Consider the following 18,665-nt stretch of genomic DNA (forward strand, 5'->3'; position numbering starts at 1 on the left):
CAGTTCGGCGTGCTGTCAAAGATGAGTCGGGCAGCAGGGGCGGCGCGCGCCCCCGCCTTCATCTCGGCTGCGGCTTCTCAGCCCCAGCACTTTTCCATGCCGGCCTTGGTGTCGATCGACTCGACACCCGAGGCGGGCTTGTCGGTCACCAGCGAAACGCCAGTATCGAAGAAATTCTTTCCTTCGGTCGGCTTAGGCTTTTCGCCGCTGTCGGCGAACTTCTTGATGGCTTCCATGCCGAGCGCAGCCATCTGCAGCGGATACTGCTGGGAAGTCGCACCGATCACGCCTTCCGTGACGTTCTTGACGCCCGGGCAGCCACCGTCAACGGAGACGATCAGGACGTCCTTTTCGCGTCCGACGGCCTTCAGGGACTGGAAGGCGCCGGCAGCGGCTGGCTCATTGATCGTATAGACGACATTGATGGTCGGATCCTTCTGAAGAAGGTTCTCCATCGCGGTGCGTCCGCCTTCCTCGTTACCGTTAGTGACGTCATGGCCGACGATGCGCGGGTCGTCCTCGTCACCGATCTTGTTGACATCCTTCGTATCCATGCCAAAGCCCGTCATGAAGCCCTGGTCCCGGAGGACGCCGACTGTCGGCTGTGCCGGGGTCAAGTCGAGAAACGCGACTTTCGCGTCCTTGGCGGCATTCCCGAGGGTTGCGGCGGCCCACTGGCCGATCAGCTTTCCGGCAAGGAAGTTGTCGGTGGCGAAGGTGGAATCGGCAGCATCGATAGGATCAAGAGGCGTATCCAGCGCGATCACCAGAATTCCTGCGTCCCGCGCCTTTTTCACCACGGGAACGATGCCCTGCGTATCGGAGGCGGTCAGCAGAATGCCTTTAGCGCCGTCTGCAATGCAGGTTTCGATTGCGGCAACCTGGGTTTCACTGTCGCCGTCGATCTTGCCCGCGTAGGCCTTCAGCGTCATGCCGAGTTCCTTGGCCTTCGCTGTCGCGCCTTCCTTCATCTTGACGAAGAAGGGGTTGGTGTCGGTCTTGGTGATGAGGCAGGCGGAAACATCCGCGGCCATTGCCGGCGCCGAGAAGGCGACACCGAGGGCGAGCGCGCCAAGCGCTGCGGAAAGCACTGATTTCTTCATTTAATCCTCCCAGAGATAACCGACCCACCCCCTGGCGGTGCCGGAATTGACGAGCACGAGAACGCTGCAGTCTCGCCGACGGGCCTCCTCCAAGCCGTTCTGTGCCGTTTGACGAGGGCAATTAAGAGCGAAAGAAATCGCCTTGTCAATAAATAAATCCAATTGAATTATTAATTCGCTATGGCATGCTGAGCAAAAATAGCGCATAGGCCACGAGACGGGAGGAGCGGCCAATGTCGTCTTTAGACGGTCCGGTTCACACACCGGCCCAACCGCCTATATCGAGTCCGGCGGGCGGCGCGAACCAGATCAGGGTCCGCGCCTATAACGAGCGGCTTGTGCTGTCGCTGGTGCGCCTTTACGGCTCCCAGTCGAAGGCGGATATCGCACGCCGCACCGGCCTTTCGGCACAGACGGTGTCGGTCATCATGCGGGCACTGGAGAAGGAAGGGCTGCTCTCTCGCGGCGAGCCTGTGCGCGGGCGCGTCGGTCAACCCTCGATCCCGATGCGCCTCAATGCCGACGCCGTTTACTCGTTCGGCGTAAAGATGGGTCGGCGCAGCGCCGACCTGGTGCTGATGGATTTCGTGGGCAATATCCGCCTGCAGCTTCACCAAACCTATGCCTATCCGCTGCCCGAGGTTTTCCTGGACTTCATTACGTCAGGCATCCGCGAGCTTGAAAGTCGACTCGACGAGCAGCAGCGCAGCCGCATTGCCGGCATCGGTATCGCTGCCCCCTTCGAACTCTGGAACTGGGAAGAGGAAGTCGGTTCGCCGAAGGGCGCCATGGATGTGTGGCGCGACTTCGATCTCCACGCGGAGATTGCCGCCCGCGTTCCCTACCCGGTCTACCTGCAGAACGATGCTACAAGTGCCTGCGGCGCCGAACTCGTGTTCGGTATCGGGCCGTCCTATCCCGATTTCGTTTATTTTTTCATCGGCTCCTTCATCGGCGGCGGCATTGTCCTCAATTCCGCGATCTTTTCCGGGCGCACCGGCACGGCCGGCGCCATCGGCCCGCTGCCGGTCCGTGGTAAGAACGGCGAAACACTGCAGTTGCTGGAAGTCGCCTCGATCTTCGTTCTGGAAAACATGCTGCGCGAGCGCGGCATCGATCCGCAGCCGCTCTGGTATTCGGCCGACGACTGGATCGACTTCGGTGAGCCTTTGGAGACGTGGATCCAGGACACCGCCAAGGCGCTCGCGCAGGCGATCGTCGCGGCCGCCTCGATCATCGACTTCAGTGCGGCCGTCATCGACGGCGGGTTCCCCGGATGGGTGCGGGAACGGATTGTGCAAGCGACGATCCATGAAGCGGCGATGCTCGACCTGCAGGGCGTTGTCATGCCGGACATTATCGAAGGCGCGGTCGGCGCTCATGCGCGCGCCATCGGCGGCGCCAGCCTGCCGATCTTCGCGCGCTACCTTACGGACCAGAACGTTCTATTCAAGGAGGTCGAATATGCTGAAGGGACTTAACCCGCTTCTGAGCCCGGACTTGCTTTCGACCTTACGCGCCATGGGGCATGGCGACGAAATCGCCATCGTTGACGGCAACTATCCCGGCGTCGAACATGCAAGGCGGCTGATCCGCCTCGATGGCCACGGCATCGTACCCGTGCTCGACGCCGTTCTCAGCGTCCTGCCGATCGACGACTTCGTTCCGGATGCGATTTTCCGGTCGACCGTGAAGGCCGAGCGCGACAAGCTCGACCCTGTTCATGAAGAGATAATCGATTGCTGCGCCCGCCACGAGCCACACCGGCAGGTCGTGCCGCTGGTCGGGGCGGACTTCTACAATCGCGTTCGGGCCGCTCACGCCGTCATCCAAACAAGCGAACCGCGGCTTTACGCCAACGTCATCCTGCGGAAGGGCGTCATCTACCCAGAGCAGGCAGGCGACCACGCCGTTGAAAAGGCAGAGGTCGACCCCTTTACCTATTGAGCGTCAGATTTCCCCTGCCAATGGCCCCCAGACATCAGTCAGGGCAAAGCCACCCGGATGTGGATCGAAGGGATCGAGCGCGACCTGCGAAAGACCAAAGGTAAAGCCACGCCCGGCGATCGTCGGAATGATCGCGGCACGGCCGGCGACTTCGGTTTCCGCCAGCAGACCGACCTCGAACTCCGAACCAATGATCGAGCGCGACTTGAAGATGTCGCCGACCTTTGCCTCGCCACGCGCATGGCGTGCTGCGAGGTTGGCGGAATTGCCCGTGCCGCAGGGCGAGCGGTCGGCGCGCCCCGGCCACATGGTCGTGCAGGTACGAACGGTGCCGTCCGCCTCGAGGTCGCGGAACATGACGTAGGCAACGCCCGAGATCGCCGGAATCTCCGGATGGACAACCTCGATGCTGCGGTTGATCAGCTCCTTCAGCACCATGCCGGCCTGCACGAGCGCCGCGGCATTGCCCTTCTCGATCGTCAGGTTGATCTGTCCGACATCGACCAGCGCGTAGAAGATGCCGCCGTAGCAGATATCGACCTTGATCTTGCCCCAGTGCGGCGTGTCGACGTCAACGTCGAGCTCATGCACGAAGGACGGAACCATGGTGAGCTTGACCTTCTCGCAGCGCCCGTCGCGGCAGGTCGCCGTCGCCTTGACGAGGCCCGCGGCCGTCTCCAGCGTGACGATGGTTTCCGGCTCCTTCATCTCGACGATTCCGGATTCCAGCAATGCTGTGGTGACGCAGATAGAGTTCGAGCCCGAGCTGGCATGCGCCTGGTCCGGCTGCAGGATGATGAAGGCCGCGTCGGCATCTGGATGCTTCGGCGGCAACAGCAGATTGACGGAGCCGATCGGCGCGCCGCGTGGCTCGAGGCAGAGAAAGCGGCGCAGTTCCTGGCCCTTCGGATCGGTGTTCAGCCAGTTCAGCTGTTCGGCGACCGTATTGCCGGGGATCTTCGGCACGCCGCCGATCGCGACCTTGCCGATTTCACCTTCCGCGTGGACATCCAGAAGCTGGATCGTGCGCTTCCATCTCATTCGTCAACTCCTCTTAATCGCGTGATCTCGCCATCACGCGAATATTGTCCGGCAATATTGTCGACACCCTCCGGCAGCAATCCAGCATTTCGCCGATGAGCTTGGTTCAGATCTCGCCTATCCGGAGGCGCGTGAGTGTCGTTGCAGCCAGTATTCCTGATATATCAGATCGCAGTGGATTGCCTACGGGGAATCTTGGCCGGTGAAAAACTTCCAGGCGACACTGCGGCTGACGGCATTAAGCCAGCGTACCGCAGCTCCGAAAAACTGGGCCGGCACAGCGCTGATGATTTGCAGGAAGGACCGAAAAAGAAAAGAGCCCGGTGCGGGAGGAGGTGCACCGGGCTCTTGATCCTGACTGACAACTGGGAGGAGGAGTGTTGTCAGTCCGATGAAGGAGCGCTGGGAGGAGGAGTGCGCTGCCTTCGAGGTAATAGATAGCCCATTGTTTCGATCAGGAATAGGGAGATTACCGCAATGCAGCATTGCGGTGCCCGCATAGCTCCACCAATCTTGCAGCCTCTTTTTGCGGCATATTTGATCGACTGACCAATTTTTCTTAAAACAACGTCGGCCGTGAGATTGTGCGTGCGGCGGCGAGAGACGGCAATCGGGTAACGCCGTCCCGAAACGATCTCGGGGCACCGCAGATCTCCTGGTTGGCCCGGAGACCCCGCCAGCACAGAAAAACATCACCAAAGGTTGAAGGAAGAAGATGACGGAAAGGCGAGAATTCGTCTCGCCTTTCCCTCGGCCCAACCCCATCAATAGCCGTTATCGCATGGCATGCTGCCATCGCCATTGGTGCCGCCAAATGTGTTCTGACAGTAGGTTTGCCGTTGCATCGGCCGTGCCGGTTGAGTGCCGATCGAGCCGGTCGTACCGCCCTCGACACCGAAGGCTGCCAGCGGATACCAGTAGCCATCCGGACCGCGGCGGGTGCCGGGGCGCTCGGTGCGCGAGCCACGATAGCCGTTCAAGTGACCTGCCCGCTGATTGTACTGCACCATCTCAACGTTCGCGGCACTTGGGAGAGGAACCTGCTGCACAGGTGCCGTCTGGACGGGAGTGATTGATGCCAGCGCGAGAAGAGTTCCGGCCGAGAGAGTGGAAGCGAAGCTGAACATTTTCATGATAAATCCTCCTTCTGGATTTACCTTAGAAAAATGCGTTCTACCGTAGCAAAGTTCCGCCATCACACGCGGGTTCCTGCATTCGTGATCGGCAGCGACTGCGCGTGATGTGTGGGTCCCGATTTTCTGCAGCGCGCACTCGATCGTGGCATGGCGGATCAAGCGATCCGGCCTCGGAACTCAGCAGGCCCGCAAACTCATCTATTTGCGATTCGGTATCCCTGGCTCGACAGGCACGCGACATACTGCCGGTGCGCGGCAGCGGTCGCATTCGCTTCCTCTTGGGCCGGATCGATCGGAGCGCCGGCCATTCCGACGCGCAGTTCGTATTGCTTCTTCGCCTCGCGATACATGAAATTGCCATCAGCGACACAGATGTGATGCGCGATGCCCGGCGGATTGAGCGGTGGATCGAAAGGCGCAGCCACGGGCACGAGGGTCGGCGCGTTGGCGTCGACGCAACCGGAAAGCGCCGCAACGACCACGCACAACGCAAACGCTCGCCCCATACCCCTCAACATATCACCTCCGGCCATGCGCCACGAACCGCTGCACGCAGCGCCAAGTTCACCATGGCGCCGCAATATTGCGCCAAGCTAACGCGTCAGCTCTGCAGCAGCCTTCATGCCCGAGCGGTCAATCCGAAGCGGTTGCGGTAGTCTCCGGGCGATAGCCCAGTGATCTTGTGGAACACCTTTCGGAACGCGCCCGGATCCTCGTAGCCGGCCGCAACCGCGATCTGCTCGACCGTGCGGTTCGAAAACTCCAGCATTTCTCGCGCCTTGCCGACCCTCAGATGCTGGCAGTACTCAGTCGGTCGGAGGCCGGTCGCCCTGCGGAAACGGCGCAGGAACGTGCGCTCCTCCAGGCGGGCACGCTCCGACATCGCCGCAAGCGTCACTTGGCGCGCACCACTCGCGTGCAGCCAGTGCTGCACCTTGAGGATCTGCTCGTCGCCATGATTGAGACGCGGCGAGAAATTGCTGTAGTAGCGTTGCTCCCTGCCCGGCGGGTCGACGAGAAGATAGCGCGCGGTCTCGAGCATGATGGTCGATCCCAACAATCTGTCGACGAGTTTGAGGCCGAGATCGGTCCAGGCCATCAGGCCGCCCGCGGTAATCACGTCGCCATCGTCGATGATAAGCTTGTCGGCGTCGACCCTCACCTCGGGAAAGCGCTGAGCCAGCGCGTCCGCGCAGACCCAGTGGGTCGTTGCCAATCGGTTTGCCAGAAGGCCCGTTTCAGCCAAAAGGAAGGCGCCGACGCAGACGGAACTCAGTGTCGTTCCCTCGGCATGCCGCGCCCGAAGCCATTGCGCCACCGGCGCGGCTTCCTCCGACGTCATCGGGTCGCCGAAGCTCGGCGGCAGGATGAGTACGGCCGGCGATCCCCGGGTACCGGGTGCCGTATCAAAGACGCGCTCGACTCGCGCCGAGGTATCTGCCCCTTGCCAATGGCTCACGCGCAGGGCGGGGCCTCCTGACGGCTGCCGAGCGGTTGCGAACCGATTGGCCAGGTGGAAGAGATCGGTCAGACCGTGGACGGCTGCGAGCTGGACGTTCGGATAAAGCAGGATGCCGATCTCAGCCGGCGCGTCGGCTTGGCTCATTTGTCAGTTTTCGCCTCGATAATGTCAATTCCGCCAATCCACACCATGCCGTTTCACACATACTTTGTCCATCAACGGACGGGATCGTCCCCCGAAGGAGCGAAAGGACACAAGCACATGAACAAGCGAGCCCTCATCGTCGTCGACATACAGAACGACTATTTTCCGAACGGCAAGTGGCCGCTGAGCGGTGCCGACGCGGCCGCCGACAATGCGGCGCGGATCATCGCGGTTGCTCGAGACGCAGGCGATCTTGTCGTCCACCTCAGACATGAGTCGGCGAGTGAGAATGCCGCCTTTTTCCTGGCCGGCTCAGAGGGTGCGCAAATTCACCCGAAGGTGCTGAACCGGCCCGGCGAGCCCGTCATCGTCAAGAACCATATCAACTCGTTCCGTGAGACGGATCTGAAAGCGACACTCGACCGCCATGGCATCGAGGACGTCACGGTCGTCGGGAGCATGAGCCACATGTGCATCGACGCCGTGACGCGGGCCGCCAACGATTTCGGCTATCGGGTGATAGTCATCCATGACGCTTGCGCAACGCGCGACCTCGAATTCAACGGAACGCTCGTCCCTGCCGCGCAAGCGCATGCGGCCTTCATGGCGGCACTCGCCTTCGCCTACGCCTCCGTGCTCTCGACCAACGAGGCACTCGCCATGCGCGGCGAATTGAGGGTCACGGCTTAGAGGGGGCGGCATCGGGCGCGCCTGCGACGCGGGCTGACCACTGAAGAGCCCAGATGACCGCCATCGTCCCGGGGCGGTCATCGACCAACGGACCGACTGGTCCCGTTCGCCGTTGACTTCACAGATGAGAAGAGGAGAATGCCTGTTATGCCTCCCCACGCAATATAAGGGGTGCCCACGATGACGATCGCAAGGAAACTTCAGGATTATATCGACGGTGAGGGTGTCGCCTATGATACCGTCCCGCATCATCGCACAGCGACAACCAGCCAATCGGCGCAAGCCGCGCATGTTCCGGGCAGCCGACTGGCGAAATCCGTCGTCGTGCATCACGAGATGGGCTACGTCCTGGCCGTCGTTCCCAGCACGCACCGGATCGAGCTCAGCACGTTGCAAGATGTCATGGACAGGCGCCTCGGCCTCGCCTCGGAAGATGAGGTTTGCTCGCTCTTCGCCGACTGCGACATTGGCGCTGTCCCACCGATCGGATCGGCCTACAACGTACCTGTGATCCTCGACGAAAGCCTCGGCGATGCCAGTGACGTCTATTTCGAGGGCGGCGACCACACGACGCTGGTGCATATGAGCGGCCCCAGCTTCCGCAATCTGATGAGGGACGCGCAAATCGCCCGCTTCAGTCACCGGCCGTAAGGCGGGTTAAAGAACCGTTCGCGATTCGATTGCTCTGGCAAGGCAATGCGCTTGACGCATGCCAAGAAGGCAACATTTCGCCGTAGGCAGGCTTGCCCGATCAGCGAGCACTGTGGGCGTGACCGATTTTGGAATGTGGCGCCCTTCGATCCGATTCCCTTTGATCTGCAGCGTCTCGACACCCTCCCCATGACAAAATTGCGAGCCACACCAGGACTACTGGCCGGGATCGGATCCGACATCTTGTGAGTACGTTGCCTGTAGCACTCGAGGGACATGAACGCAGCATCGGGCGAGATGAAACTGAGAACTGGCACGTGATTGTTATCGCTGTCGACGTCCAGGCATGCCCGCTTCATCTTACTTTCGGATCTTGCCGAGTGAAGCCGCAAGATCGCGAGGCCCGCAAACCTTGCGAGTTCAGCAGCGCACCCTAGTTTGAAATCGTGCGCGACCTTTGCAGTCGATGTGTATGCCGTTGTTCCAATGTAACTTTTCAAACCACAAAGGGCTTCCATCATGCCGGACGAATCTAAAGAAGGCCTCGATCGCCGCCATTTCCTGGTAGCATCCATCGCGACGGTCGGCGCATCCGCTGCCCTTGCCGTCAACGCTGGTGCTGCAAATGCCCAGCAAGCAGCGGCACCCTCTACCAATCCGTCATCAGGAACAGCCTACACCGGCGACGTCATCGACGGGAAGAAAGTCGTCAGCGCGCTTGACGTCAACGACCTGGAGCCCGGCAAGAAGCATGCCCTCTATTTTCAGGGCGTTGAAATGCCCACCGGACAGCACTGGCATGTCTCTGTGGTGGTCGCCAAGGGAACAAAGCCAGGTAAGCGCGCCATCCTTGTCAGTGGTGTGCATGGCGACGAAATGAGTTCTATCCATACCGTCCAGACGGTGATGAACCAGCTCGATCCGGCGAAAATGTCGGGCACGGTGATGGCGGTCACGGACGTGTCCCGCCCAGCCGTCGAAAGCATGCAGCGCAGATGGCCCAATCAGGGCAGAGGCATTGATCTGATCGATATGAACAGGGAGTGGCCCGGGAATGAGAACGGCGCCACCGCGCCCAGCCGGCACGCCGGGCTCCTGTTCAACCGGCTGCTGCGGCCGAACGCCGACTTCGCGATTGACTTCCACACCGGAACAACCGGATTCGAAGTGACAGCGTTTAATATTGGCGGCATGGATCTGCCCGAGGTCAAGGCAATGCTGGAGCTCTATCCGGTCGGCCAGATCTTCGACAACCATGTCTATCCCGGTGTCCTGCATAACGCGTTCATCGACGTGGGAATTCCGGCCTTTACGCCGGAGATCGGCGCTGCGCGGGTGCTGGACCTCGACATGATCTCGCTGTTCGTGGAAGGCACGATGAATGTCCTCAAGCATTACGGCATCGTCGCCGGGTCGATGGGACGCACAGGCAAGGACGTGAGTGTCTTTGTCGGAAACAGCGCCTTCCCGATTCTTGCCACCGCGGGCGGGATCGTCGAGCATCTGGTCAAGCTGAACGACAAGGTGGAAGCCGGGCAAAAGGTGGCCATACAGCGCAACAGCTTCGGCGAGGTGGTTGCGGAGTATACAAGTGGTGTGGCTGGCGAGATAACGGGGCAACGCAGCGATGCAATGTCCGAGCCCGGCAACCCCTTGGTATTCATCCTTTTCAACAAGCCAACGCCTGAAGGCTCAGAGGTCTATCCCGAATAGTTCACCGTGTAGGCGATCCTTGCTCTCCTTCGCAGGACAAGCATTTGCGACGCTCTTGCGCGCACGCCAAGGGCTTGGCGTGTCCACCTTGCTAGCTGCCGCCCGGCGAGACGCAGAGGCTCTCGTCGGAACAAAGCCGCAGCTTCACAGCATTTTCGTCTTAATGAGGGGAATGGCGCACCCGAAGAGATTCGAACTCCTGACCCCCAGATTCGTAGTCTGGTGCTCTATCCAGCTGAGCTACGGGTGCGTGCCGGAAGCGGTCAAACCGCTTGCGTGGGCGGTTCTCTAAAGGGTCCTTTGAGGGATTGCAATAGGCATTCTGAAAAAATCGCGACTTTGGTGGTGCAGAGCTGAAATGCGAAAAATGCATCACTTTTCTTGGAGTGCCCGGCCGCGATAATCGTCCAGGGATACCGGGCGGTCCGGAATTTCGATGCGGAACTGCGTTCCGACCGAGGGTTTTTCCACAAGCGCGATCGTGCCGCCGTGGGCCAGCACCAGTTCACGGGCGATTACCAGGCCGAGGCCCGTGCCGCCGGAGCGGGCTGATCCGCGGAAGGCTGCGAAGAGATTCTGTCTGGCTTTCTGCGGCATGCCGGGGCCAGTGTCGTCGACGATAATGTTGACGACGCTGCCGACACGTTGGGCCGAAACCGTGATTCGCTTGATGCCGTCCGGTCCCCGCCCCGCGCCAGGCACGCTCAGCGCCTGCACGGCGTTGCGGCAGAGATTGTGGATCACCCGGAACAGTTGCTCGCTGTCTGCATCGACCTCAAGGTCGGGCGCCATCTGTTCGACGAATTCAATGCCGCTCTGGGCATCGACCGCGAGCATGTCCTTGACGTCCTGTGTCAGGTCGAAAAGCCGGACGCGGCGCCTGCGTGGAGCGGCTTCGCTTGCCTGGCCATAGGACAAGACCTCGGTCGTATAGCCGACAGCGCGGTCGATCGTGCGCAGCAGCTTTGGCGCGAAGGCCTTCACCATAGGATCGTCGACGTCCACGAGGCGGTCCGACATCAGCTGCGCCGAGGCCAGGATGTTGCGCATGTCGTGATTGATCTTGGAGACGGCAAGCCCCAGGGCAGCAAGGTTCTTCTGCTGCTTCAGCGTCTTCTGCAGCTCCATCTGCATCGAGGTCAGGTGTCGGCCGGCAACCGCAAGCTCATCGCGCCCGCCATCGCCGACAAAGACGTTCTGCGGATTTTCCGGATCGGAGGAGAATTGCTGCATGCTGCCCGTCAGCTTGCGAATCGGCCGGATCAGGATCCGGTTGATCGCGAAGAAAACCAGTGTCGCGGTGAACATCGAAATCAGAATGGACAACAGAAAGACGTTGCGGGAATAGACCAGCATCGCATTGCGGAGGTGCTTGTCCTTCATCAGCACTTCCACGCCGGTATTGGTGTCCTGCACCGGGCCATAGACGCGGATCATGCGATTGCCGCCGAAAATCATCGTATCGAGCGCATCGCGGATCGCGATCATCGGCGGCACGTCGGTCAGATCATACTGTTCGTCAACGGAGGTCGGCATATCAGTCGTCGCAAGCAGACGCGAGGTGCCCTCTTTCCGCAAGACGATCGCCTTTGTGCCGGTCGCCTCCAAAGTTTCCTTCTGTAAGGCGCGCGGCAACTCCACCGGCTGCAGGCCATCGATAACGATCGCGGCCGCGGCCGCGGCGTTCAACCGCTCATCCAGCCAGCGCAGACGCATACTGGCAACCGAGGGGAAGAAGATCAGCACCTCGGCTAGCATGATGCAGACAACCGTCAGCCACAGCAGCTTGCCGGAAAGCCCGCCGAACTTTCCGGACGGGCGGTGCTCCGCCCTGTTGGTCTCATTCCCTGCAGCACCGCTCTGGGGAAGATTCTCGCCTTGATCGTTGGCTTGCATCGTCTTTCGTCCGCTCGGCGCCAGGCGCCCTTCGCGACTTCTATATTAGCCGATGACGGTTCGCTTTCAAATCTTTGAGAGCAACGCCGCTTGCGACAAAAGGAAACGCCGCCCGGGGGCGGCGTTTCCGATCGGTCGAAAGAGGAAGAGAGCTGATCAGAACTCTTCCCAATTCTGCTCGGCGACGGCGGCATTACCGGCGAATGCGCGTGCGACGGTGCCCATGGCGCGGCGCGCTGGTGAGGCCACCGGACGATGCTCCTGCTGGCGCGCAACGGCGACAGGCGCCGCGGCCGGCACGTTCGAAACCTTGAAGCGCGAGATGAGGCGGACGAGGCCGTCGGCTTCGCCGGAGAGCTTGTGCGTTGCCGCGGAGGTTTCCTCGACCATGGCGGCGTTCTGTTGCGTCACCTGGTCCATCTGGTTGATGGCCGTGTTGACCTCCTTGAGGCCGGTCGACTGCTCCTTCGCGGCAGTCGCGATCGAGTGAATATGGTCGTTGATCGCGTTGACGCGGCTTTCGATCTGGGACAGCGCCTCGCCGGTGGCCTGAACGAGCTTCACGCCGACCTGGACTTCGTCCCCCGACTTGGTGATCAGGCCCTTGATGTCCTTTGCGGCGGTTGCCGAGCGCTGCGCCAGTTCGCGGACCTCCTGGGCGACGACGGCAAAGCCCTTGCCCGCCTCGCCGGCACGCGCGGCTTCGACACCGGCATTGAGGGCGAGCAGGTTCGTCTGGAAGGCGATCTCGTCGATGACGTTGATGATCTGGCTGATTTCGCGCGAGGCCTGCTCGATGCGGCCCATGGCGTCGACGGCATTGCGGACGACAACGCCCGATTTGCCGGCATCGTCCTTGGCCTCGGACACCATGACGCTGGCCTCCTGCGCGCGCTCTGTCGAATTGTTGACCACGGCCGTGATCTCATCGAGGGCTGCCGAGGTTTCCTCGAGAGCCGCTGCCTGCTGCTCGGTGCGCTTGGAGAGGTCGTCGCTTGCGGCGCGCAGCTCGTTGGTGTTTCCGTGGAAGCCTTCTGCCGTTTCGCGGACTTCGCGTATGGTCGTCTGAAGGGTGGCGAAGGTGCTGTTGACGTTCTGCTGCAGTTCGGCGAAGGCGCCGTGGAAGCTGCCGCGCATCGTCTGCGTCAGGTCGCCTTCCGCCAGGCTTGCAATCACGCGGCGTGTTTCGCCGACACCGGCATCGATACTCGAGAGCAGCTGGTTGATGTTGGTGGCGAACTGATTGAGGTTCTCGTCACCATAGTCCTTTTCGATGCGGCGGCTGAAGTCGCCGGCAGCTGCGGAAGCCACGACCACGGACATGCTGGACTGCAGATCGTCGCTCTTGGCACGCATGGCGGCCTCCTGCGCGTTCATGCGGCGGACGGCGAGACCGTTTTCCTTGAAGACGGCAACGGCCGCAGCCATCTCACCGATTTCATCCTGACGGCCGGCAAACGGCACGTCGGCATCAAAATTGCCGTCAGCCACTTCCTTGATCGCCTGGGTAACCTTGTTGATCGGACGGCTGAGCTGGATCGTGCCGATGTAGAAGCCCATGCCGATGCCAGCCGTGACGCCGACAACACTGATCGCGATCACGAGCCACAAGATTGAGGTGCGCGAGCTTTCGACGAGAGCATTGACAGCGTCCAGCGTCGCCTTGTCGGTGGCCACGACAGCGTCGATTTCGGCCTGGAAGGCTTTGCGGTTGGCGCGGTTGGCATCGTTGTTGCCTTGCTCGCTGGCAGCCTGCGGGCTCACCTCCGTGCCGAGACGCGCTGTTTCGGTGCGGAATGTCCGGAATTCCTTGGCACGTTCAACCAGCTTGGCAAAGGCACCCTTCTGACTTTCGGGAACGAGCGGGGTCCAGGAGGCGATCACATTGTCGATCTGGTCGAGGTTCGCAAGCAGTCCCTTGGCGAAGGTAGCGGCCTCCTTCGTCGCGGGCGCACTGTAAATTCCGCGTGCTTCCATGACCGTCGCCGTCACAAAACGGTTAAGGCGCTCACCGGCGTAGGCGCGATCAGATGCGTCTTCGTAAGCCGACAGATTAGTATCGTATTGATGCACGGCCCAAAGCGCCGTCGCCCCGATCAGCAATGCAACGCCACACATGGCGGAAACAAGCAGATTGATCTTACCTCGAATTTTCAAAGGAAAAGCCCCCCAAAGACTGATGACAAGCCGGGAAAGCATTCCGGCCGATAGCTAAAATTGGCCCAAATAAATTAACGTTAGATTTCGGGTGCTTGGCTGCAGCACTACAAAAAATTACCCGTACTTAATCGCCGCCGCTTCGCTTTTTGCGCGCAGAAGCGTTAGACGCTGGGCAGGATGCGTGCTGTAGTTGAAACTTGAGAAAAATATTACGCCAGCGCATGGCTCACTGCTTGTCACAATGATTAATGCGCTTCACGAAATCTTGTACTCCGGGCGCAAACTCGGAAATCCCCGGCGATAATTGACTTTGGGGGCCTTCATCCGTATAAGCCGCCGCACGTCCGGTCATATAAGGCTTTTATTAGCCTCGCCCGTTCGAAAAACAACGCTCCTTGCAATATGCAAATTCAAGAAGGGCCGCACTCCGCGGTGTTTAAATAAATGAAGCGTACCTACCAACCATCCAAGCTTGTCCGCAAGCGCCGCCACGGTTTCCGTGCACGTATGGCCACCAAGGGCGGCCGTAAGGTCATCGTTGCTCGCCGCGCACGCGGTCGCAAGCGTCTTTCGGCCTAAGGCCGAATTGCCCGATAAGAGATGGCGGGCGAATTGACGACCAATAACAAGAAAATGACTGCCGGGCGGCTGAAAAGCCGCCCGCAGTTTCTTGCTGTCCGCCAGGGCGAAAAACGCAAGGGCGGTTTCTTCCTGCTTGAGGTGCTCGACCGGAAGGAACCGGAGACCGAAGCCCGCGTCGGCTTCACCGTCACCAAGAAACACGGCAACGCGGTCGAACGAAACCGCATGCGGCGGCGCCTGAAAGAGGCGGTGCGACTTCATGCAGGGTTTGCAATGCAGCCCGGACACGACTATGTGGTTGTCGCGCGAAGGGACGTGCTGAAAGCATCCTTCAAAGAATTAGCCGCAGAGCTCAAAACTCGCGTCGAGACCAAGCCGAAACACAAGCGGTCCGGAGACGGCCGCCCCAGGAACGTATGATGCAAAACAACCGCAATTATTTCATTGCGATCGCTCTCTCAGTGCTGATCGTTCTCGGCTGGCAGTTCCTCTATATGAATCCGCGCATCGAGGCTCAGCGCAAGGCGGAGCTTGCCCAGAAGGCACAGCAACACACCGAGCAAGTGCAGACGCCTGCGCCCGGCGGCGCAACGACGGCGCAGCCGAACGGGGCGGCTCCCACCGACCAGGCTCCGGCGGTGGCGTCGATTGCAGATGCTCTTGCGAAGAACCCGCGCATCACGATCGATACGCAGGCACTTTCCGGTTCGATCAACCTTGTCGGCGCCCGTCTGGACGACCTCCGGCTCAAGCGCTACCACGAGACAGTCGACGACAGCAGCCCGATCATCACCCTGCTCAGCCCCTCCGAAACGAAGGACGGCTACTTTGCCGAACTCGGCTATATCGGTGGCGACGCGACCGGCAGCGTGCCGGGTCCCTCGACGGTGTGGACAGCGCCGGCTGACGCAAAGCTGACCGAAAAGACCCCGGTCACGCTTACTTACACCAATGACAAGGGCGTCACCTTCGCGCGCACCATTTCCGTTGACGAGAACTACATGTTCACGGTCACGGACAAGATCACCAATGCCGGTCAGGCTCCGGTCGCGCTTTCCGGATACGGCCGCATCACGCGCTACAACAAGCCGGCTGTCGCCTCCACCTATGTTCTGCATGAAGGTTTCATCGGTGTTATCGGCGAAGATGGACTTGTCGAAAGCAAGTATACCGCCGTTGAAAAAGAAGCCGTCAATATGGCGAACGCAACCGGCGGCTGGCTCGGGATCACCGACAAATATTGGGCAGCGACGCTCATCCCGCCGCAGCAGACCCCCTTCGACGCCCGCTTCAGCCACTTCACGGACGGACAACCGCGTTTCCAGGCGGACTACAAGCAGAATGCGGTCACCGTCGCGCCCGGCCAGTCGACTGAGCTCAAGAACCTGATTTTTGCCGGCGCCAAGGTCGTTCCTGTCATCGACAACTATAAGGATACGTATCAGATCCCTCGCTTCGATCGCCTGATCGACTGGGGCTGGTTCTACTTCCTGACGAAGCCGATGTTCAGGCTGATGGACTTCTTCTTCCATTACTTCGGCAACTTCGGCGTCGCGATCCTGCTGACCACCATCGTCGTCAAGGCGCTGTTCTTCCCGCTCGCCAGCAAGCAGTACGCTTCGATGGCGAACATGAAGCGTGTTCAGCCGAAGATGGAAGAGCTGAAGGCCAAGTTCGGCGACGACCGCATGGGCCTACAACAGGCGACGATGGCGCTCTACAAGGAAGAGAAGATCAATCCGATCGCCGGTTGCTGGCCGATCGCGCTGCAGATCCCTATCTTCTTCTCGCTCTACAAGGTGATCTACATCACCATCGAGATGCGCCACGCGCCGTTCTTCGGCTGGATCCAGGACCTTTCGGCGCCCGATCCGACCTCGTTCATCAACCTTTTCGGCCTGTTGCCGTTTGCTGCTCCGACCTTCCTGCATCTCGGCGTCTGGCCGCTGATCATGGGTGTGACGATGTTCCTGCAGATGCGCATGAACCCGACCCCGCCGGATCCGACACAGGCGATGATCTTCAACTGGATGCCGCTGGTCTTCACCTTCATGCTGGCAAGCTTCCCGGCTGGCCTGGTCATCTACTGGGCCTGGAACAACACGCTTTCGGTCATCCAGCAGGGCGTGATCATGCGTCGCCATGGCGTGAAGATCGAGCTCTTCGACAATCTGAAGGGGCTCTTCAAACGAAAGCCGGCTCCGACAGACAAATGACGAAAGCCCCGCTCCGGCGGGGCTTTTCATTTGTACCCCGCCGCGGTGTCCGACGACTGTGCGGTTGACAAAATCGCCTGGAACCTGAATGCCATAGGCACACTGGATTTTGCTGGAAAAGGCCGAATGACCGACAATAAGAACGACAAGCCGCTGTTCGGGCGCCCCTGGACCTTTATCCGCGGTGTTCCCTCCCTGAAATTCCTGCCGCCGGAAGGACCGCTGGAAGTGGCTTTTGCCGGCCGTTCGAACGTTGGCAAGTCTTCTTTGATCAACGCGCTCGTCAGTCACAAGGGGCTGGCGCGCACCTCCAATACGCCAGGCCGGACGCAGGAGCTCAACTACTTCGTGCCGGAAGGCTATTCGGGCGAAAGCGGCGACCTGCCGCCGATGGCTCTGGTCGACATGCCGGGCTACGGCTACGCGCAGGCGCCGAAAGACCAGGTCGACGCCTGGACGAAGCTCGTCTTCGATTACCTGCGCGGCCGCGCGACGTTGAAGCGCGTCTACGTGTTGATCGACAGCCGCCACGGAGTGAAGAAGAACGACGATGAGGTGCTGGATCTACTGGATAAGGCTGCCGTCTCGTACCAGATCGTTCTGACCAAGACCGACAAGATCAAACCACCGGCTGTGACCAAGTTGCTCGCGGAGACCGCGGAAAAGATCAAGAAGCGGCCCGCCGCCTATCCGGCCATCATCGCCACGTCCTCGGAAAAGAGCGAGGGTCTCGATGACCTGCGCGAGGCAATCGCGCAAACGGTCGGTATCGCCAACTGGAAATGAAAGAAGACGCCCCGGTGGAACGGGGCGCCTTCTATTGACCGCCTGAACTAATTTACATCTTCGGCAGCAGAACCTTGTCAACGACGTGAATGACGCCGTTGGATTGCTTCACATCGGCAATCGTGACGTGGGCGACGTCGCCGTTTTCATCGGTGATCGTGATCTTGCCCCTGCTTTCCCTGGCCTTCAGCACGCAGCCGCCGACGGTCTTGATGTCGTGTTCGCCGCCGTCGGCCTTGATCATCTTGGCAACGGTCTTGGCCATCGCATCGGCCGCGACGACGTGGCAAGTCAGAACCTTCGTCAGCGTGGCCTTGTTTTCAGGCTTCAGCAGCGTGTCGACCGTGCCGGCGGGCAATTCGGCAAAGGCCTGATTGGTGGGAGCGAATACGGTGAAGGGTCCCTTGCTTTCCAGTGTCGACACGAGACCGGCAGCCTTGACGGCAGCAACCAGCGTCGTGTGATCCTTCGAGTTCATCGCATTCTGCACGATGTCTTTCGTCGGATACATCGCAGCGCCACCAACAATCGGATTCTTGGCCTCAGCGACGAAAGCAAATGTGGAAACGGCAACGGCAAGCGCACTCAAGCGCAGGGCGGACTTCATCATGACGGTTCTCCTCTAGAGCGGATCATTGCTTATCGGAATCGGTGCGGGATTCCCAAATCAGCAGATTTGTGATTCATCATGGATGCTGGAATGGAGGCCAGCATCCATGACGCGACCCTATTCGAATGATCTTCGTGAGCGAGTCGTTGCAGCGGTTGTGGACGGTCAGAGCTGCCGGGTGGTGGCGGAGCGGTTCGACATAGCTGTCTCATCCGTGGTGAAGTGGTCGCAGCGTTATCGGACCACCGGTAGTGTGTCGCCCGGCAAGATGGGCGGCCATCGCCGACGTGTGCTAGAGCCGCACCGCGCCTTCATCGTCGAGCAGATCGAGCAGACATCACATCTGACGCTACATCGGCTGAAGGATGAGTTGGCCGCCCGCGGCGTGAGCGTCTCCCACAATGCCATCTGGCAGTTTATGCGCCGCGAGGGCTTGAGCTTTAAAAAAAACGCTGTTCGCCCTTGAGCAGGGCCGCGTCGACATTGCCCGGCGCAGAGCCCGCTGGAAAGCCTGGCAAGACCGCTTCG

17 protein-coding genes, 1 tRNA gene and 1 pseudogene are annotated in these 18,665 nt (G+C 60.4%); 10 read left to right on the forward strand and 9 right to left on the reverse strand.

The window, feature by feature from the left end; all coding sequences use genetic code 11:
* Positions 1 to 77: 77 nt before the first annotated feature.
* A complete protein-coding gene (locus tag AS026_RS26565) occupies positions 78 to 1,103 on the reverse strand; it encodes a sugar ABC transporter substrate-binding protein (protein ID WP_062372936.1) in 1,026 nt (341 codons plus the stop codon).
* Positions 1,104 to 1,336: 233 nt separating this feature from the next.
* Between AS026_RS26565 and AS026_RS26570 the strand changes: the two genes are divergently transcribed.
* Positions 1,337 to 2,584 (forward strand): ROK family transcriptional regulator, encoded by a 1,248-nt coding sequence (locus tag AS026_RS26570; RefSeq protein ID WP_018857692.1) that lies wholly within the window; start codon positions 1,337 to 1,339, stop codon positions 2,582 to 2,584.
* Complete coding sequence (locus AS026_RS26575; protein WP_062372941.1) at positions 2,568 to 3,050, forward strand: RbsD/FucU family protein; 483 nt, start codon at positions 2,568 to 2,570, stop codon at positions 3,048 to 3,050. Before AS026_RS26570 ends, AS026_RS26575 begins: the two co-directional genes overlap by 17 nt.
* Positions 3,051 to 3,053: 3 nt before the next feature.
* Here AS026_RS26575 and AS026_RS26580 read toward each other — a convergent pair whose 3' ends face one another.
* The 4 genes from AS026_RS26580 to AS026_RS26595 form a co-directional block, all read right to left on the reverse strand.
* Positions 3,054 to 4,091 (reverse strand): 4-hydroxyproline epimerase, encoded by a 1,038-nt coding sequence (locus AS026_RS26580; RefSeq protein WP_062372944.1) that lies wholly within the window; start codon positions 4,089 to 4,091, stop codon positions 3,054 to 3,056.
* Between the two features lie 764 nt (positions 4,092 to 4,855).
* Complete coding sequence (locus tag AS026_RS26585; protein ID WP_062372947.1) at positions 4,856 to 5,224, reverse strand: hypothetical protein; 369 nt, start codon at positions 5,222 to 5,224, stop codon at positions 4,856 to 4,858.
* A gap of 197 nt (positions 5,225 to 5,421) precedes the next feature.
* A complete protein-coding gene (locus AS026_RS26590; RefSeq protein WP_062372950.1) occupies positions 5,422 to 5,745 on the reverse strand; it encodes a hypothetical protein in 324 nt (107 codons plus the stop codon).
* A 101-nt stretch (positions 5,746 to 5,846) separates the two neighbouring features.
* Complete coding sequence (locus tag AS026_RS26595; protein WP_062372952.1) at positions 5,847 to 6,833, reverse strand: GlxA family transcriptional regulator; 987 nt, start codon at positions 6,831 to 6,833, stop codon at positions 5,847 to 5,849.
* Positions 6,834 to 6,950: 117 nt separating this feature from the next.
* On the opposite strand from AS026_RS26595, the gene AS026_RS26600 reads away from it, so the two are divergent.
* From AS026_RS26600 to AS026_RS26615, 3 genes are all read left to right on the forward strand, one after another.
* Positions 6,951 to 7,523 (forward strand): cysteine hydrolase family protein, encoded by a 573-nt coding sequence (locus AS026_RS26600; protein WP_062372955.1) that lies wholly within the window; start codon positions 6,951 to 6,953, stop codon positions 7,521 to 7,523.
* Between the two features lie 180 nt (positions 7,524 to 7,703).
* Positions 7,704 to 8,174, forward strand: a complete 471-nt coding sequence (locus tag AS026_RS26605; RefSeq protein WP_062372976.1) for an aminoacyl-tRNA deacylase — start codon at positions 7,704 to 7,706, stop codon at positions 8,172 to 8,174.
* 519 nt (positions 8,175 to 8,693) lie between these two features.
* Complete coding sequence (locus AS026_RS26615; protein WP_062372961.1) at positions 8,694 to 9,887, forward strand: succinylglutamate desuccinylase/aspartoacylase family protein; 1,194 nt, start codon at positions 8,694 to 8,696, stop codon at positions 9,885 to 9,887.
* A 173-nt stretch (positions 9,888 to 10,060) separates the two neighbouring features.
* Here AS026_RS26615 and AS026_RS26620 read toward each other — a convergent pair.
* The 3 genes from AS026_RS26620 to AS026_RS26630 all read right to left on the reverse strand — a co-directional run bounded on the left by AS026_RS26620 (position 10,061) and on the right by AS026_RS26630 (position 13,940).
* Positions 10,061 to 10,137 (reverse strand) — tRNA-Arg (locus AS026_RS26620).
* A gap of 122 nt (positions 10,138 to 10,259) precedes the next feature.
* Positions 10,260 to 11,783: an ATP-binding protein gene (locus tag AS026_RS26625; RefSeq protein WP_062372964.1), complete on the reverse strand. Its 1,524-nt coding sequence runs from the start codon at positions 11,781 to 11,783 to the stop codon at positions 10,260 to 10,262.
* A 156-nt stretch (positions 11,784 to 11,939) separates the two neighbouring features.
* Entirely contained in the window at positions 11,940 to 13,940 is a 2,001-nt protein-coding gene (locus AS026_RS26630; RefSeq protein WP_205634493.1) for a methyl-accepting chemotaxis protein, read from the reverse strand.
* A 447-nt stretch (positions 13,941 to 14,387) separates the two neighbouring features.
* Between AS026_RS26630 and rpmH the strand changes: the two genes are divergently transcribed.
* The 4 genes from rpmH (at position 14,388) to yihA (ending at position 17,527) form a co-directional block, all read left to right on the forward strand.
* Positions 14,388 to 14,522, forward strand: a complete 135-nt coding sequence (gene rpmH / locus AS026_RS26635; protein WP_016552555.1) for a 50S ribosomal protein L34 — start codon at positions 14,388 to 14,390, stop codon at positions 14,520 to 14,522.
* A 21-nt stretch (positions 14,523 to 14,543) separates the two neighbouring features.
* Positions 14,544 to 14,945 carry a ribonuclease P protein component gene (gene rnpA, locus AS026_RS26640; RefSeq protein WP_007802014.1) on the forward strand — a complete coding sequence of 134 codons (402 nt, stop codon included), beginning with the start codon at positions 14,544 to 14,546 and terminating at the stop codon, positions 14,943 to 14,945.
* Positions 14,945 to 16,741 (forward strand): membrane protein insertase YidC, encoded by a 1,797-nt coding sequence (yidC, locus tag AS026_RS26645; protein WP_062372980.1) that lies wholly within the window; start codon positions 14,945 to 14,947, stop codon positions 16,739 to 16,741. Before rnpA ends, yidC begins: the two co-directional genes overlap by 1 nt.
* 126 nt (positions 16,742 to 16,867) lie before the next feature.
* Positions 16,868 to 17,527 (forward strand): ribosome biogenesis GTP-binding protein YihA/YsxC, encoded by a 660-nt coding sequence (gene yihA / locus AS026_RS26650; protein ID WP_018857704.1) that lies wholly within the window; start codon positions 16,868 to 16,870, stop codon positions 17,525 to 17,527.
* 52 nt (positions 17,528 to 17,579) lie between these two features.
* On the opposite strand, the gene AS026_RS26655 is transcribed toward yihA, so the two are convergent.
* Positions 17,580 to 18,137 (reverse strand): fasciclin domain-containing protein, encoded by a 558-nt coding sequence (locus AS026_RS26655; protein WP_062372970.1) that lies wholly within the window; start codon positions 18,135 to 18,137, stop codon positions 17,580 to 17,582.
* A 106-nt stretch (positions 18,138 to 18,243) separates the two neighbouring features.
* On the opposite strand from AS026_RS26655, the pseudogene AS026_RS26660 reads away from it, so the two are divergent.
* A pseudogene (locus AS026_RS26660) lies at positions 18,244 to 18,665 on the forward strand (helix-turn-helix domain-containing protein); the annotation flags it as partial.

Source organism: Rhizobium altiplani (genome assembly GCF_001542405.1).
In the GTDB taxonomy this organism is placed as follows: Bacteria; Pseudomonadota; Alphaproteobacteria; order Rhizobiales; family Rhizobiaceae; genus Rhizobium; species Rhizobium altiplani.